11 protein-coding genes are annotated in these 14,650 nt (G+C 45.0%); 4 read left to right on the top strand and 7 right to left on the bottom strand.

Going from position 1 to position 14,650, the window contains the following annotated elements; all coding sequences use genetic code 11:
* From MSG37_RS08695 to MSG37_RS08675, 5 genes are all read right to left on the bottom strand, one after another.
* Nucleotides 1-986 (bottom strand): hypothetical protein (locus MSG37_RS08695; RefSeq protein WP_248470197.1); only part of this gene is annotated, 986 nt, incomplete at its 3' end.
* Nucleotides 987-1,000: 14 nt separating this feature from the next.
* A complete protein-coding gene (locus MSG37_RS08690) occupies nt 1,001-2,326 on the bottom strand; it encodes an HlyD family type I secretion periplasmic adaptor subunit (protein ID WP_248470196.1) in 1,326 nt (441 codons plus the stop codon).
* Nucleotides 2,319-4,445 carry an ATP-binding cassette domain-containing protein gene (locus tag MSG37_RS08685; protein ID WP_248470195.1) on the bottom strand — a complete coding sequence of 709 codons (2,127 nt, stop codon included), beginning with the start codon at nt 4,443-4,445 and terminating at the stop codon, nt 2,319-2,321. The genes MSG37_RS08690 and MSG37_RS08685 overlap by 8 nt, the downstream gene beginning before the upstream one ends.
* A gap of 5 nt (nt 4,446-4,450) precedes the next feature.
* Nucleotides 4,451-6,109, bottom strand: a complete 1,659-nt coding sequence (locus tag MSG37_RS08680) for an ABC transporter transmembrane domain-containing protein (protein ID WP_248470193.1) — start codon at nt 6,107-6,109, stop codon at nt 4,451-4,453.
* 317 nt (nt 6,110-6,426) lie between these two features.
* Nucleotides 6,427-7,146, bottom strand: a complete 720-nt coding sequence (locus MSG37_RS08675) for an SDR family oxidoreductase (RefSeq protein ID WP_220780659.1) — start codon at nt 7,144-7,146, stop codon at nt 6,427-6,429.
* A gap of 148 nt (nt 7,147-7,294) precedes the next feature.
* Between MSG37_RS08675 and MSG37_RS08670 the strand changes: the two genes are divergently transcribed.
* Nucleotides 7,295-8,209: a LysR family transcriptional regulator gene (locus MSG37_RS08670; RefSeq protein WP_248470192.1), complete on the top strand. Its 915-nt coding sequence runs from the start codon at nt 7,295-7,297 to the stop codon at nt 8,207-8,209.
* 177 nt (nt 8,210-8,386) lie between these two features.
* Complete coding sequence (locus MSG37_RS08665; RefSeq protein WP_248470191.1) at nt 8,387-9,580, top strand: conjugal transfer protein TraF; 1,194 nt, start codon at nt 8,387-8,389, stop codon at nt 9,578-9,580.
* Nucleotide 9,581: 1 nt separating this feature from the next.
* Here the strand turns inward: MSG37_RS08665 and MSG37_RS08660 are convergent, their stop codons facing one another.
* Nucleotides 9,582-10,313 carry a sulfite exporter TauE/SafE family protein gene (locus MSG37_RS08660; RefSeq protein ID WP_248470190.1) on the bottom strand — a complete coding sequence of 244 codons (732 nt, stop codon included), beginning with the start codon at nt 10,311-10,313 and terminating at the stop codon, nt 9,582-9,584.
* Between the two features lie 120 nt (nt 10,314-10,433).
* Nucleotides 10,434-10,748 carry a met regulon transcriptional regulator MetJ gene (gene metJ, locus MSG37_RS08655; RefSeq protein ID WP_012153825.1) on the bottom strand — a complete coding sequence of 105 codons (315 nt, stop codon included), beginning with the start codon at nt 10,746-10,748 and terminating at the stop codon, nt 10,434-10,436.
* Nucleotides 10,749-10,959: 211 nt separating this feature from the next.
* Here metJ and metB point away from each other — a divergent pair, with 211 nt between their 5' ends.
* Together metB and MSG37_RS08645 are read left to right on the top strand one after the other, a co-directional pair.
* A complete protein-coding gene (gene metB, locus MSG37_RS08650; protein ID WP_248470189.1) occupies nt 10,960-12,120 on the top strand; it encodes a cystathionine gamma-synthase in 1,161 nt (386 codons plus the stop codon).
* Between the two features lie 15 nt (nt 12,121-12,135).
* The gene (locus MSG37_RS08645; RefSeq protein WP_248470188.1) at nt 12,136-14,529 is read left to right on the top strand and encodes a bifunctional aspartate kinase/homoserine dehydrogenase II; all 2,394 of its coding nucleotides are present in this window, start codon (nt 12,136-12,138) and stop codon (nt 14,527-14,529) included.
* Nucleotides 14,530-14,650: the final 121 nt, after the last annotated feature.

The raw sequence follows: 14,650 nt of genomic DNA, 5'->3' as shown, positions 1-14,650 counted from the left end.
CCAGTGCCAGTGCCAGTGCCAGTGCCAGTGCCAGTGCCAGTGCCAGTGCCAGTGCCAGTGCCAGTGCCAGTGCCAGTGCCAGTACCTGTGCCAGTACCTGTGCCAGTACCAGTACCAGTGCCAGTACCTGTGCCAGTACCTGTGCCAGTACCTGTGCCAGTACCTGTGCCAGTGCCAGTGCCTGTACCAATGCCTGTACCAATATCTGTTCCAGTACCTGTTCCAGTACCTGTTCCAGTACCTACTCCAGTGCCTGTACTTGCTCCTGTCGTTGAGGGCACCGTGGTCGCGGTGGTGCCCGGCAAAATCTCGGGAGTGTGCGTTGGTGTAATAGTTGCTGGCTGAGAAGAATGCAACGCTATGGCTACAGTAAAATGAGGTTGCTGATGTTCATTGGCACTGAAGGTTAGCGTTTTTTCTAAGTTAGTTAGCCCCGGTGCTTGGGTGTTTTCATTGCGGAAATTAGGCCCAGAGGCCAAGCCTGTTGTTTCGGTCGAGCCCGTTGGCCGAGTGGCTTTATTGGCAGCTGTTTGCTGCGTTGGCGAGGTTTGATTTTCTAAAGCATTTTCGGTTTGAGTGACATTGTTTGTTTCTGCTGTGGCGCTATTGTTATCGAGATCTGCTAACGCCTGATTATCTTGTTCAAGATTGGTCGTAGTATCACTGTCATTAACGGTACTCGCATCATCAAGCGTATCTGTTGAGGCGGTTGCTTGAGTTGACCATGACTTATCGGCAACCAAATCTTTATTACCTATGCTGGTGGTTTTGGCTGAATCTCTTAGTTCTTTAGCTTGCAGGCGAGCCACATCTTTATCAATCTGCTTGGCTTTGTTTTTTGATGCTTTATCGCGTTTGCTTTGTTCACTTTGAAGGTTGTTGTTATCTAGAGCATTATCTTTGTCATTAAGATGGTTAGTAGAGTGACTGTGCGATTCAGAGGCAGAACTATGTTTACTATCATGCTTGTTATTATCATGGCTCATTGTTTACGTCCTCTTTATCGCTCGCCAAAAGCTTCTGTTACGTTGGTAAAAACAGGCTTCCATAAATACTGAAAAACGGTTTTGTCGCCAGTGACTATGTCTGCTTCGCCAGTCATCCCTGGGATCAAGTCAAATTGCCCCGGTTTATCTGAGAAGTAAGGCTTATCGATTGCGATTTGTACTTTATAAAACACGCCACCTTTTTCATCGGCATCGGTGCTGGGAGAAATACGTTTAACGATTCCGTCTAAAGCGCCATAACGACTGTAATCAAAAGCATCAATTTTAATTCGTACAGGTTGACCTACACGGACAAAGCCAATATCCCTCGGTGATAGTTTTGCTTCCATTAAACCGGTTTTAGTCATAGGCACTATGACAGCAACCGTGCCGCCAGGCTGAATAACACTGCCCGATGAAGTTGATGGAATCGACTGGATAATGCCGTCTACTGGCGCAGTGATGGTATTTTGTGAAACTAAAGACCCTGAAGATTTTAATCTGGCGATAATCCCCAACAGCTCAGCTTGAGCTTCAGTGCGTTTCTCTCCAACGTCTTTGACTAAGGTGGCTTGCTTTTGTTTGAGTTGTTGCTGCAAGTTAACTACATTTTTGGCGAGTACCTGCTGCTTACTCTCCATGCCTTTTAATTCGCGCATGTAAGAGTCGAGTTTCTGTTGCGATTCTAAAATACGTAACTTAGACACAGCTTGCTCTTCGGTTACCGAATTCATCATTTTTAAGGTTTGTTTCGCGGTATTGATTTGGTCACTAAGCGGCTCTATTTCAGCCTTTAAACCATCAAGTTCAGCTTGAGATTTGGCGATATCAGATTCAGAGAGTCTTGCCATTGCTATACGTTCTTCGTTCATCCGCTTTAGCGAAGAACGATGTAACTTAACGAGTTGCGGATATACCTCGAGGAATTCACTAAAGTCGGCATCACGCTCATCAATATAGGCATCGTATCGCTCAATCCTTAGCAGTAAGTTAGCGCGTTTACTGGCTAACTCTTCTTCTGCTGATTGGCTATCAATGGCGACAAAACTTGCGAGTACATCGCCTTTTTTGACGACATCGCCTTCTTCTACGATGACCGAGGCTATGGTGCCACCAGTTTGGCTTTGTATAACTTGCCGATGACCTAAGGGCACGACTTGGCCCTTAGATTTTGAGATCTCCTCTACCTGAGCAAAAATAGACCAAAGCAGCATGATGAGTACTGAGCCTGTGATCAACAATATAATGCGCTTAATAAATTTACGCTCAGTAGGCGCTTCAATCGCATCGGTAAACTCATGCGCAGGGTAAACTCTATTTGCCAATTGACGATTATCCATGTGAGTTTTCCTCTTGTGAGCCAGCAGCTTGAGATTGATTTTTGTCGGGAATAGGGCCTGCATAAACCACGGCGCCTTTATCTAGGATAACGACCTTGTCAGCCTGTTGAATCAGCTCTTGATCGTGACTGGTAAATAGCACGGTAGCTTGGCCCTTTAATTGGTTAAAGGTATTAAGCAGTGCCGCTTTAGCCGCAGGGTTACGGTTGGCAATGGGCTCATCTAAGATGATAAGCGTCGATTGTTTTAACAATGCTCGAGCTAAGCTAATGTAACTGCCTTCTACAGCGGATAATAAAGTGTGGCCACGATTAAACAGATCGATGTCTAAGTCATTATTGAGCGCCGCAAATAACGAGCTGCCGCCTGCTGCAGTAAGGGCTTTGATCAGTTCCTCATCGCTAGCATCGGGTTTAGCTATCCTTAAGTTTTCAGCTAAGCTGCCCGGAAACAGATCGGGCTCAGCAGGGCAAAAGGCTGCCCATAACCTAAAGGTTTCTGGGTCGTACTGCTTAAGATTTTTGTCATTGACGGTAATGTAGCCAGCTTGCGCCTCTGCAACGCCCATTGCAGCGAGTAGCATAGATGTTTTGCCACAAGCGTTGGGGCCGATAATGGCAACATTTTCACCGGCAGCAATATCCACAGAAACGCCAGCAAGAGCGGGTTCAGTCTCTGCGCTATAGCGCAAGGTTACGTGCTGGAAGCTAATCGCCGGAGCGCGATCTGTGGCCGGGGTATCCAAGCGCAACTCGCTATGCTCGGTACCCGCTTGCATAAAGCGGTCAAACTGCTTAATTGCCGAGTCCATCATGGTGATCTTTTGACTAGAAGAAAAAGCCAACTGTGCAGGGCCAGTAATACGCCAGATAAGCATCACACAAGCAATCAAGGCGCCAGGGCTAATGCTCTGGTTTAACACTAAAAAAATACCCGTGAACACGGTCACTAACGCGGTTAACAAGCTCATCGCATGTGCTACTGCTGCGTTGAGGCCATTACGTTTAGCGTATAAAAAGTTTTGCCGACAGTTTTCTTTGCATTGACGGGCAAACTTAGTATTCCACCCCTCAGTATCGCCACTGGTTTTTAGCTGGAGTAAGTTTTTAGAGAGCTCGTTAATTGAGTTTTGGTAATCATTACTAATTGTTGGCGATGCAGATTGGGCATATTTATTGACTGCTTTCATAACAAGATAAAACAGCAATAACATTACAATCGGCACCAAAACTAACCAGCCACTTAATAGTGCAATCGTGACAAAGGCAATCAGAGTAAAGGGTAAATCGACTAGGCCTGCGCCACCTGGGCCTGATAATAAAGTCCGCACCTTTTCAGCATTACGCATTCTTGCAATATGGTTAGACACACCCACTCGGGATAGCACCATTAACGGCATGCTAAGCAAGCGTCTAAAGGTAATATCAGATAAATCTCTAGCAAATCGATTACTGACAGTGGCGAGTAGGTTGGCTCGAGCTAAGCGACTTGAGATTAATATCGCTAGCGCCAGTGCTGCGCCAAGGGCAATGCTGGGTAATACGTTAGGGGCTTGACCACCGATAACTTTATCGTAAACCGCCATGGTAAATAGTGGCACTGCAAGGCCGGTAATACTCGACAGTAAACTTAACCAAAACACGGGTCGATACCACTTGGTTCTCTTGCTCATGTGGGCTGCAAAAGCGCGTGCATTTTGCTTGCTACTCGGTAGTGACTCAATCACAAAGATATGGCTCGATTTTGGCAACTCTGCGTAATTTATTTGTTGCCATTGATTGCTAGCACTATCAAGCCGCTCAATTACTTCGCCATGTCTACGTGCCAAAAAGGCTGGCTCACTCTCAGGTACAACAATAAAAGGATGTATCGATTGAGACAGCGCAGTTTTATGTAGCTTATAGACTGAAAAGTCTAAATGGTGTTTCTTAAGTAGGCCCGCAAGCTGAGCGGTATCAATACTTGCAATGGCTTTATCGCTAATCAGATTTGTGGCTTGAGCGTATAACCCAAGTTGCTGTAATAGCGTGACGAGAATATTTTTTAACTCAGAGCGACTTGCGGAATCAGTAGCCTCTGCAATCGTACTGTTAGGATGAATCATGGTGCTATCAGTCATTGTTTTCATCCTTTTGTTGAGGCTATAGGTGCAAGCTGCTCTGCTTGGCCTTGAGGATTTATATTGACTCGTAAATCACTTATCTCGGCGAGCGCGCTAAAGTGAGACGCGCAAACAATGGTCATTTTGCCTTTGTATTGGTTGAGTAAGCTTAATAACCTGGCTTGGGAATCGGCATCAAGAGAGATCATAGGTTCATCGAGTAATAAAATAGAAGGTGATTGCACTATTGCTCGCACTATGGCGAGTAGCTTTATCGCGCCTTTATTGAGCATTTGGCTGTCATTCACACCCACCTCTGTTTGGTAACCGGAGGGTAATTTGGCAATGCTCATTGTTAGCCCCAGTTGTTCTGCAATTTCCATCGCCAACGATTCTTTTTCTGGCCTAAATAGGGTCATATTTTCCAATAGGCTGCCGGCAAAGAGTGTTGGCCAGGGAGCCACGTAGGTAACGGATTGGCGATACTCGTCCGCGCTATGTTCTTGTTGTGCAACTCCAGCAATATAGATGCTACCTTGCTCAAGGTGGTGAAACGCACCGATGACACTGAGTAACAAGCTGGCATGAGTGAGTGGATCAGAGGTGATACAAACCAAACTGCCGGGGTTAATCTCAAGATTAAACTTATCGAGTTTTGCACCCACATGGCTACTGGCAACATCGGTAAAAGTGATGGGGCCGAGTGGCAGTTTTTGTTGGTATTGCACATTTGCTTTAAATGACTCTTGCGGCAGTTTAGTTAAGTCATCCACATGTGACATGGCTGTTTTCGCGCTGGCAAGTCTTGAGCGAAGGCTGATGATGGCACTTAATGGTGCAATGGCGCGTCCGGCCAATATTGAACAAGCTGCTAACCCACCGGTTGTTAATGTGCCATTGAGCACCTCTAGGCAACCAATTAGCACAATCAGCAAGGTTGTCGCCTGAGAGGCTCCTTGGATTAACTCCTGTAATTTAGAAGATAACCAGTCTACTTGTTGCTGCTCCGCCAAACGGCGATAGTTGATTTCACTGTAGCTTGATGCGAGACGTGACTCCATGGCTAAGGCTTTGGCTGTGGTTAGCCCTGATAGCACCAATATCAACATACGTGATCGCTCACTATCAGAGAGGGCTAGCGCTTGTGTTGCTAGGGTGAGTTTTTTACCGATTAAAAATACCATTGCACCAATCAGCGCCCACACTGCAATGGGAATAAACACTAAAGGTCCGCCTATGTAGGCAACTAAGGCTAAAAATATCAGTACGAAAGGAAAATCCATTAAGGCGACTAAGGCCTGGCCTGAATAGAGTTCCCGCATTGCTGCAATGCTGGCCAAGCCATTAGACACTTTGCCTGTGCCGAGGTTTTCAACGTGGTGGTAGTCGGACTGCATTAATGCGTTGACGACTTTGGTGGTGGTTTGTAGTTCAAAATTTGCTGCTGAGGAGGCAAGCATCCAACTGCGAGCATAACGTAGTATTAGCTCAAGCAGTATCGCAATGGCAACTGCAGATGCCAGTACACTGGCGGTACCGTAACCTTGGTTAGGCAAAATACGGTCGTAAATTTGCAACATGGTGAAGGGTAAAGCGAGAGATAGGAGATTGATGAATGTTGATGACAGCAACAACTCTGTCCAAGCGCGATTACTTTTAATTAGACTGAAGTTCTCTGTCATTACTTACCTCGTCCCTGACTAAGTGAAATGAAAAAGACTCGATCAGACAGCTCAACTCTATTGGTTCGCACTCAAAGAGTTATCGCTGACGATAAAGCCTATTTTAAACGTAGCAGCGATTTTGGTTTTTTGCGCATTAATTCATATTGTTTTGTTGATGATTTTTAAACGAATTATATAGTTTGACTATGAGCTTGCTGGTGATGAAGGATTTAATGAAATGGGGTCTTACTAAAGGGAAATATTGAGTAGTGTTATAGGTAATAAAAGCCCTACAGGATTAACGTGAAGGGCTTAAACGTCAATGCTGTTAGCCGTTATGGCTGTTGGCGAGTTGGCGCTAATACGATTTCACGCACACATACATTTTGTGGCTGCTCAAATGCAAATACTGCAGCATCTGCAACCGCTGTTGGGTCCATTACACCGCCCATAAATTCTTTCCAGTCGTTATAACCGTCTTTAATTTCTTCGCTGGTGGTATGGCTCAGCAATGCTGTTTCAACTGCACCAGGTGCAATTGTTATCATGCGTACGTCATCCATGGCCACTTCTTCACGGATGTTTTCAGTGAGTGCGTGTACTGCAAACTTAGTTGCACAGTAAGCGGCGTGGTTCGGGAATGTCTTACGGCCAGCAACTGAGCTTACGTTGATGATAGTGCCGGTTTTACGGGCTTTCATATCAGCTAGCACTGCGTGAATACCGTTTAGTACACCCATCACGTTGATGTTAAGCATACGGCTCCATTCTGCAGGATCTTGCACGTCTGCAGCCCCAAGTAGCATTACGCCGGCGTTGTTAATTAAGCAGCCCACAGGGCCAAACTTAGCTTCAGCTTCTGCGATAGCTGCCTTCATTGCATCGGCATCGGTAACATCAACACTAATTGATAGGCTGTTTTCTAAGCCTAGTGCTTGCATTGGTTCTACACGGCGAGCTAATAAAAGTAGTGGGTGACCTTTAGCGCTGAATGCTTGAGCCATGGCTGCGCCAATACCAGAAGATGCACCTGTAATAACGATTAGTTGTTTCATATCAGCCTCAATAAAAAAGGGGGTCTTGGTGAACTGCGAGTATTTTATCTAACAGATTATTGTTGATATATAATCTATAGAGAATAAGATTGTTTACATATAACTCCTAATTGAGTCGCTTAATGACAATGGAATTTGGTTGCCAGTTATGTACCAAGATTTAAATTTAGCAGATGTGCGAGCGTTTACCGTGATAGCAGAAAAGGGCAGTTTTACTATTGCTGCAGAGAAGCTTGGTTGTTCTCGCTCTCACCTTTCTAAGCAATTGACGCAGCTTGAGCGTTATCTTGGGGTGACTTTGATTACTCGTACAACAAGGGCGCAGCGGCTAACAGAGCAAGGGCAGTTCTTTTATGAACGTTGCCGGCATGCACTTGATGTGATGGAGCAGGCAGTCGCTAAAACAGTTGATGATGCTCATAACTTACAGGGCAAGATTAATATCAACTGTGTCGGTGGCTATATCGGTGAGGAGATTGTTAATCAGCTGGTAAATGACTTTATGAGTCAGCATCCCAATATTCAGATCCATCTGGATTTTAGTAGCCAACGGGTGGATCTTGTTTTAGATGAGTTTGATTTGGTGTTTCGTATGGGCGAGCTTGAAGATTCTGGTTTAGTGGCAAGAAAGCTGATGGATATTGCTAATTGCACTTTGACCTCACCGGACTATATTGCCAAGCGTGGTCGGCCCCTGCACCCCAAAGATCTAAAAAACCATTCCTGCATTACCGGTTCGGTATATCACTGGAACTATCATCGTATTGCTAATAAAAGTGAAAAAACCGAAATTACTATCGCTGGGTCGTTTTTATGTAAAAACGGTAGAGTAATGAAAAGTAGCGCGCTTGCGGGTAACGGGATTGTGCGACTGCCTGAAATTTATTGCAGCACTGAGCTCAATAGCGGCGCGTTGGTGCATGTTTTTGATGAGTGGACCATATCTGATACGCCTCTTTATTTGCTGTACAGCAAAGATCAGTTTCAGCCTGCAAGGTTGAAACAGTTTATCGAATTTACCACCCAAAACTTTATGCAGTATGTGGAGCTTCCCGAGGTTTAAATGAGCAGCTCCTTGTTGCCTAACAGGCTTATGAGTAATTGTTTTATATAAAGTGATGATTTGTCCTCCTCACCTGCAAATTTTGTCTTAGAATATTCTTAGAACAAAAAATAACCTTTTTTCGGTTTGAGCCGTATTGCTGCTTAAAGTGTTAGGGATATAAAAAGGGTGGAATGGATGAAACGACAGATAATCGCTCTGGCTTATGTCTTATTGCCTTGTTTTACAGCTCATGCTGGACAAGGTTATTTTGAGGCTCGAAGTGACTCTATGGGGGGCGCTGGTATTGCAGCTTCAAATAGAGAGGGCGCGGCGTTTGTTAATCCTGCCTTGTTAGCGGTTAATGCTCATAAAAATAATGATGTGGTTTTGTTATTGCCTGCGTTGGGCGTAGATTTAGCCGATAGTGACGACATGATCGACAAGTTTGATTCGCTTAGCGATGCCTATGATGGACTAGTGAATGCTATTGATGTGGGCGATACCATAGCGGTCGAACAGTTTCGTGATGATTTGGTCAGTGATTTAGATTCCCTCAAAGGCAACTCTGCCTACGCGAGTGCTGGGTTAGGCTTCAGCGTCGCGATTCCTTATCAATCTATGCCAATGGCTATCTTTTATAAAAGCTACCTTGATGCCGTTGGTATTGCTGATATCGCCCAGTCAGATATTGATACGCTTAATACGTTAGATCCTAATAACCCGCCCGAAGTGACTGACTTAGACTCCGAAGGCAAAGTATTTGCGGGAGCTGTATCGGACTTTGGTGTCGCCCTTAGCTTTCCGCTTTCTATTGTGAATATGCCGATTGCTGTGGGGATATCGCCTAAGTTGCAACGTATCGACACTTATAACTATGCGGCTAATGCTAATAACTTTGATGCTAGCGATTTTGACGATGCTAAGTATCGAAATGATGAAACCCAATTTAACCTTGATATTGGCGTAGCGATGCAGCCAACCGAACGCTTAACTCTTGGCTTGTCGGCTAGAAATTTAATTAGCCATAGCGTGGATACTGTAGAAATCGATGGACGTAAATTTACCTACAGGGTTGAACCTTTGGTAACGGCGGGAGTGGCCTATGACTGGGACAGCTTGTCTCTGACAACTGATATCGATTTAATCGAAAATAATAAGTTTAAGCAGCTTGAGGGCACTCAGTATTGGCGAGTGGGTGGTGAGGTAAAGGCGTTTGATTGGATGTCGTTGAGACTTGGATATCGCCACGATATGAAAGACTCAACTGCCAATATCTATTCGCTTGGCTCTGGTTTTGCTTTCGGTGAGTCGTTCTTCTTAGATTTTACTGGAATGTTTGGTGACGACAATGCGATAGGAGGCGTTTTACAAACCTCCTATCACTTCTAATCTAGCCGAGTAATTCGTAAGTCGATTTTACCGTCAGGATAAACGCACTTAGCGCACATAACGCCAGCGTGATTGCTCTGGTTTTTTGTTTATCGACTCGGCCAACTAACCGACCTGCCACCAGGTAGCCTAGTACTACAGATGGCAGCAACATTAATGAGATATAAAAATGCTCAAGCGTCAGTAAACCTGCAAATGCTAATATGGTTAGCGCTATCATTGAGCTAAAGATAAAGAAAGCTGATAAAGCCGCGCGGAACTGACTGGCATCTTTGCCTGAGAGCAAAATGGCTAGCGGCGGACCACCAATAGCTGCAATATTGCCAAATACGCCGGATAAGACTCCGGCGATAAATAAGCTAAAGCGATTCACTGGGATGCTGAATTTCATCAAGCTTAAAGCCACTGCTAAGCCAACAATCCCTGCAATGGCTAAGCCTAAAATTGGCTGCGGTGCTATAAGGATTAAGGTTGCGCCTAAGATCCCACCAGGAATTCGTCCAAGTAGCGCGTATTGCAGGCCATTAAACTCTAACTGGCCGCGTTCTCTAAATAGCGTTAACAGCGCAATTGAAAACCCCATCATGATAACAGGCGCAGGCACTAAGCTAGGATCCACAATATACAACAAAGGGCTAGCAACAACGGCCAAGCCAAAACCAATTAAGCTTTGGGTTAATGCGCCACAAAAAATAATCAGTGACGCCAGCAGTAGGGTAATAGGATCTATCATTGGTTTATCCAGCCATGAGGCTATAGCGGAATGCTGCTTAAGCTTGTGCTTAGGACAGAAACAGATAAGGACTGCTTAGCAGTCCTTATCTAGAGAGTATATTTGGATAATCGATGAAGATTATTCAAGTTCTTCCCACTCAATGCCCATCTCATCCATCAAACGCTTCACTTCTGCAGGCATGCTGTCAGGTTTATCTTTAGTAAGATCTGCATCGTTTGGTAATGGTTGGCCTGTGTATGCGTGCAAGAATGCTTCGCATAACAGTTCACTGTTTGTGGCGTGACGCAAGTTGTTCACTTGGCGGCGGGTGCGTTCATCGGTAAGTACCTTAAGTACTTTCAAAGGAATGGACACAGTAATTTTTTTCACTTGTTCATTCTTTTTGCCGTGTTCAGCATATGGGCTGATATAATCGCCATTCCACTCAGTCATTGACTCACCTGTTATTTCAAAATTCGGGGCAGATTTTAACCCTTTAAATTGTGCAGTCAAATTATTGCCTCTTATTTATGACAATTGCAAATAGATTTCTATATGCATGGACGTCTAAACGTCTAAAGTGGTTGACGATACTTGTGTGGTTCGGTACATTTAGACGTCCAGACATCTCTTAGAAGAAAATCAGCATATAAAGGAGTAGTACATGACTGAGCGTAAACTCGCCACTGCGGCAGTGCGTCAAGGCATTGAGTCCGATAGCCAGCATGGAGCAGTTGTTCCACCGATTTACCTATCTACTAACTACTCTTTTGATGGACATAAAAATCCAAGAGATTTTGACTATAGCCGTTCTGGCAACCCAACCCGCTCCATTCTTGGTGACGCGATTGCTGAGCTTGAAAAAGGCGCTACCGGTGTGGTGACTTGTACAGGCATGGCAGCGATTACACTCGCCACGAGCTTACTAGGCCCTGATGATTTAATTGTGGTGCCTCATGATTGTTATGGTGGCAGCTACCGCTTATTTACAAATCTGGCTAAAAAAGGTCAATTCAAGTTAATAGTGGTCGATCAAACTGACTCACAAGCACTTAATCAAGCAATTGCTCAAAAACCTAAAATGGTTTGGTTAGAAACGCCGTCTAACCCTTTACTACGAGTGGTCGATATTGAAGCCATTTGTGCGGCGAGCCATGAAGTGGGCGCACTCGTTGTTGTAGACAACACCTTCTTGTCGCCTATTTTGCAGCAACCCCTTTTACTTGGGGCTGATATCGTTATTCACTCAACCACTAAATACATAAATGGTCACAGCGATGTGGTTGGTGGCGCCGTGGTTGCCAAAGACCCAGAAGTGGGGGAATTGCTGCATTGGTGGTCAAATACCTTGGGCTTAACTGGCTCAGCATTTGACAGCTATCTCACTTTGCGCGGAATTCGCACACTTGCAGTGCGAATTCGTGAACATCAGGCGAATGCACAGCGAATTCTTGATACCCTAGTCAAACATAAAGCTGTATCTAAGATTTATTATCCAGGGCTAAAAGATCACCCAGGCCATGAGATCGCTGCTAAGCAGCAAAAAGGCTTTGGTGCCATGCTGAGCTTTGAGCTTGAAGGTGGTGAACTTGAGTTAGTGGCATTCTTAAAAAATCTTAATTATTTTTCAGTTGCAGAAAGCTTAGGTGGCGTGGAAAGCTTAGTGGCTGTGCCGGCAACTATGACCCATAGAGCGATGGAGCCAGAGGCTCGCGCTGAAGCAGGGGTTAAAGACACGCTGATCCGTCTTTCTGTTGGTATCGAAGATGCTGATGATCTTGTTGCCGATATTGAAGCTGCGCTTAACGCCGCAGCTGCTTGTTAATTAAAGGGGTATACGATGGCACGCTGTCACTTACATAAATTTGGTGGCTCAAGTCTGGCTGATGCAGACTGTTACCGTCGCGTTGCTCATATCTTACTGACGCACGGCCACAGCGACGATTTAGTTGTGGTTTCTGCTGCAGGTAAAAGCACTAACTTTTTATATAAGTTACTGGAGCTAAGTGCTACTAAGCAGTTGTGGCAAGAAGAGCTGCAAACACTGATTAGTTTTCAGCAAAACTTAATTGAACAACTGCTTTCTAATGAACAAGCTCGTTCATTGCGCGAACGTTTATCAACTGATCAGTCACAGCTGATCAGCTTATTATCAATTCCATCGATTAATGATTATCAAAGCAGCCAAGTGGTGAGCTTTGGTGAACGTTGGTCGGCGCGTTTGTTAGCGGCGCTGTTACGTGAATCAGGTGTAGCGGCATCAGATGTTGATGCGCGTACTTTGTTGATTGCCGATGAAGCGGCAGTACCACAAATTCGCTTGCAAGAGTCACGTGCCCGAGTGCACGCATTGACTGAATCACATCCAAACGAACGCCTAATTATTACTGGTTTTATTTGCGCTAATGAGCGCGGCGATACCCTGTTACTTGGCCGTAACGGCTCAGACTTTAGCGCAACCTTAATTGCGAGTTTGGCCGATATTGAGCGCGTGACAATTTGGACCGACGTGGAAGGTGTATTTAACGCCGACCCAAATAAAATCAATGATGCTAAGCTGCTAAGCAGTTTGTCATTAGCTGAAGCTAATCGCTTAGCGCACCTTGGATCGCCTGTGCTGCATAACCGTACACTGCAGCCATTGTTTGATACTGAAGTGAGCCTAGCGGTTCGCTCAAGCTACGCTTCACATACTGACTTTACCTTGATTGCACCTAAAAGCTCGTCAGCGAGTGCACCGGTTGTGACCAACTTAAATAGTGTGGCGCTATTTAACCTTGAGCTAAAAACCCAGTTTAAGCCGTTTATCGCATTATTAGATGAAGCCGGACTTAGCCCGTTAGCACACTGGGAACTTGGCCAAAATCGCATCGAGTTAACAGTAACCCTTGAAAACCAAAAGCAGGTACTTGCTTTACTCGAAACTAATAGTGAAGCGCTTGGCGTGAGTGATATCAAAATCACCGATAACTTAGGACTTGTCGCCTTAGTTAGCGCTGATGCAAACCTATATCGCCGTGGCTTTGCACGTTTGTTAAGTCGTAATGCTAGACCGTTATTTAATGATGGTATGAGCCTTGTCACCTTAGTACCACAAAGCCAGGTCAATCTACTTACACAGAAAGTCCATCGCCGCTGTGCAGGTCCTCGCAAGCGCATTGGTGTGTTGTTACTTGGTGTTGGTAATATTGGTGAAGCTTGGGTCGAGTTATTCGCAAGCGCACAAGCTGCACTTAATAAAGAACTTGAAGCCAGTGTAGAGCTTGTTGGCTTACTTAGTTCTAAAAAAGCCTTGATCAGTGATGATGGGATTGAACTCGACAGCTGGAAATCTGCTTTCGAGAATGCAGCGACCCCATGGCAATACGATACGCTATTCGATGAATTACATCAGCTTGAGTGTGATGAAGTTATTGCACTAGATATTAGTGCTAGTGCTGATCTTACCCTGCAATACCCTGAGTTTTTCGCTCGAGGCATTCATGTGGTAAGCGCCAATAAACTTGCAGGTTCTGGGCCGCTGCCTTTCTATCTTGAGCTAAAGCAGCAGTTGGACAATCGCCGTTTGTTTTGGCGTTATAACGCTAGCTGCGGTGCAGGATTACCAGTACAGCACGCGTTAAATGATCTACATAATAGTGGTGATAGCATTGAAGCGGTTGGCGGTATCTTCTCTGGTACCTTGTGTTGGCTATTTGAAAACTTTGACGCTAAAAAGCCGTTTTCAGAGTTGGTACTTGAAGCAAAAGGCCTAGGGATCACCGAGCCAGATCCGCGTGATGACTTATCTGGCCGTGATATGCAGCGTAAGCTTCTAATCTTAGCGCGTGAAATCGGCTTTGAGATTGAGCTTGACGATATTGAGCTAAAGTCGTTAGTGCCTGCTGCATTGGCGGAGCTATCGCTAGAGCAGTTCTTATCACGAATTGATGAACTTGATGCTGACATGCTACAGCAATTTGTGACCGCAGCAGAGCAAGATAAAGTGCTGAGATATGTGGCCTCGTTAGATAAAGTTGATGGCAAGCTGAAAGCTGAAGTGGGCATACAATGGGTCGATAATAGTCATCCTTATGCCAACCTCACTCCTGGTGATAATGTGTTCGTCATTCGTAGCGAGTTTTATCAAGACAACCCACTGATCATTAGAGGTCCAGGCGCTGGCCGATTAGTAACTGCCGCTGCAGTACAGTCGGATCTCGCTCATATCTGCCGTGATCTGTTACAAGAATAATTTTCATGTACTTCAATGAATAAACATTAAAAGGGACTCATTTGAGTCCTTTTTTGTTGTCTCTGGCCCACCCTAAATAACGTTTATATATTGTTCCAAGAAAAAAACTCATTTGCCTGCT

It is taken from the genome of Shewanella sp. 1CM18E, assembly GCF_023161665.1.
Taxonomy (GTDB): domain Bacteria; phylum Pseudomonadota; class Gammaproteobacteria; order Enterobacterales; family Shewanellaceae; genus Shewanella.
The sequence above is the reverse complement of the archived record's forward strand: the minus strand, read 5'-3'. Positions and strand labels throughout refer to the sequence as shown.

What these genes read in the sequence shown, in the direction of transcription:
- metB (WP_248470189.1), top strand. Translation starts at nt 10,960, where the DNA reads ATGACTGAGCGTAAACTCGCCACTGCGGCAGTGCGTCAAGGCATTGAG.
- MSG37_RS08675 (WP_220780659.1), bottom strand. Translation starts at nt 7,146, where the DNA reads ATGAAACAACTAATCGTTATTACAGGTGCATCTTCTGGTATTGGCGCA.
- MSG37_RS08660 (WP_248470190.1), bottom strand. Translation starts at nt 10,313, where the DNA reads ATGATAGATCCTATTACCCTACTGCTGGCGTCACTGATTATTTTTTGT.
- MSG37_RS08645 (WP_248470188.1), top strand. Translation starts at nt 12,136, where the DNA reads ATGGCACGCTGTCACTTACATAAATTTGGTGGCTCAAGTCTGGCTGAT.
- MSG37_RS08665 (WP_248470191.1), top strand. Translation starts at nt 8,387, where the DNA reads ATGAAACGACAGATAATCGCTCTGGCTTATGTCTTATTGCCTTGTTTT.
- MSG37_RS08685 (WP_248470195.1), bottom strand. Translation starts at nt 4,445, where the DNA reads ATGACTGATAGCACCATGATTCATCCTAACAGTACGATTGCAGAGGCT.
- metJ (WP_012153825.1), bottom strand. Translation starts at nt 10,748, where the DNA reads ATGACTGAGTGGAATGGCGATTATATCAGCCCATATGCTGAACACGGC.
- MSG37_RS08680 (WP_248470193.1), bottom strand. Translation starts at nt 6,109, where the DNA reads ATGACAGAGAACTTCAGTCTAATTAAAAGTAATCGCGCTTGGACAGAG.
- MSG37_RS08690 (WP_248470196.1), bottom strand. Translation starts at nt 2,326, where the DNA reads ATGGATAATCGTCAATTGGCAAATAGAGTTTACCCTGCGCATGAGTTT.
- MSG37_RS08670 (WP_248470192.1), top strand. Translation starts at nt 7,295, where the DNA reads ATGTACCAAGATTTAAATTTAGCAGATGTGCGAGCGTTTACCGTGATA.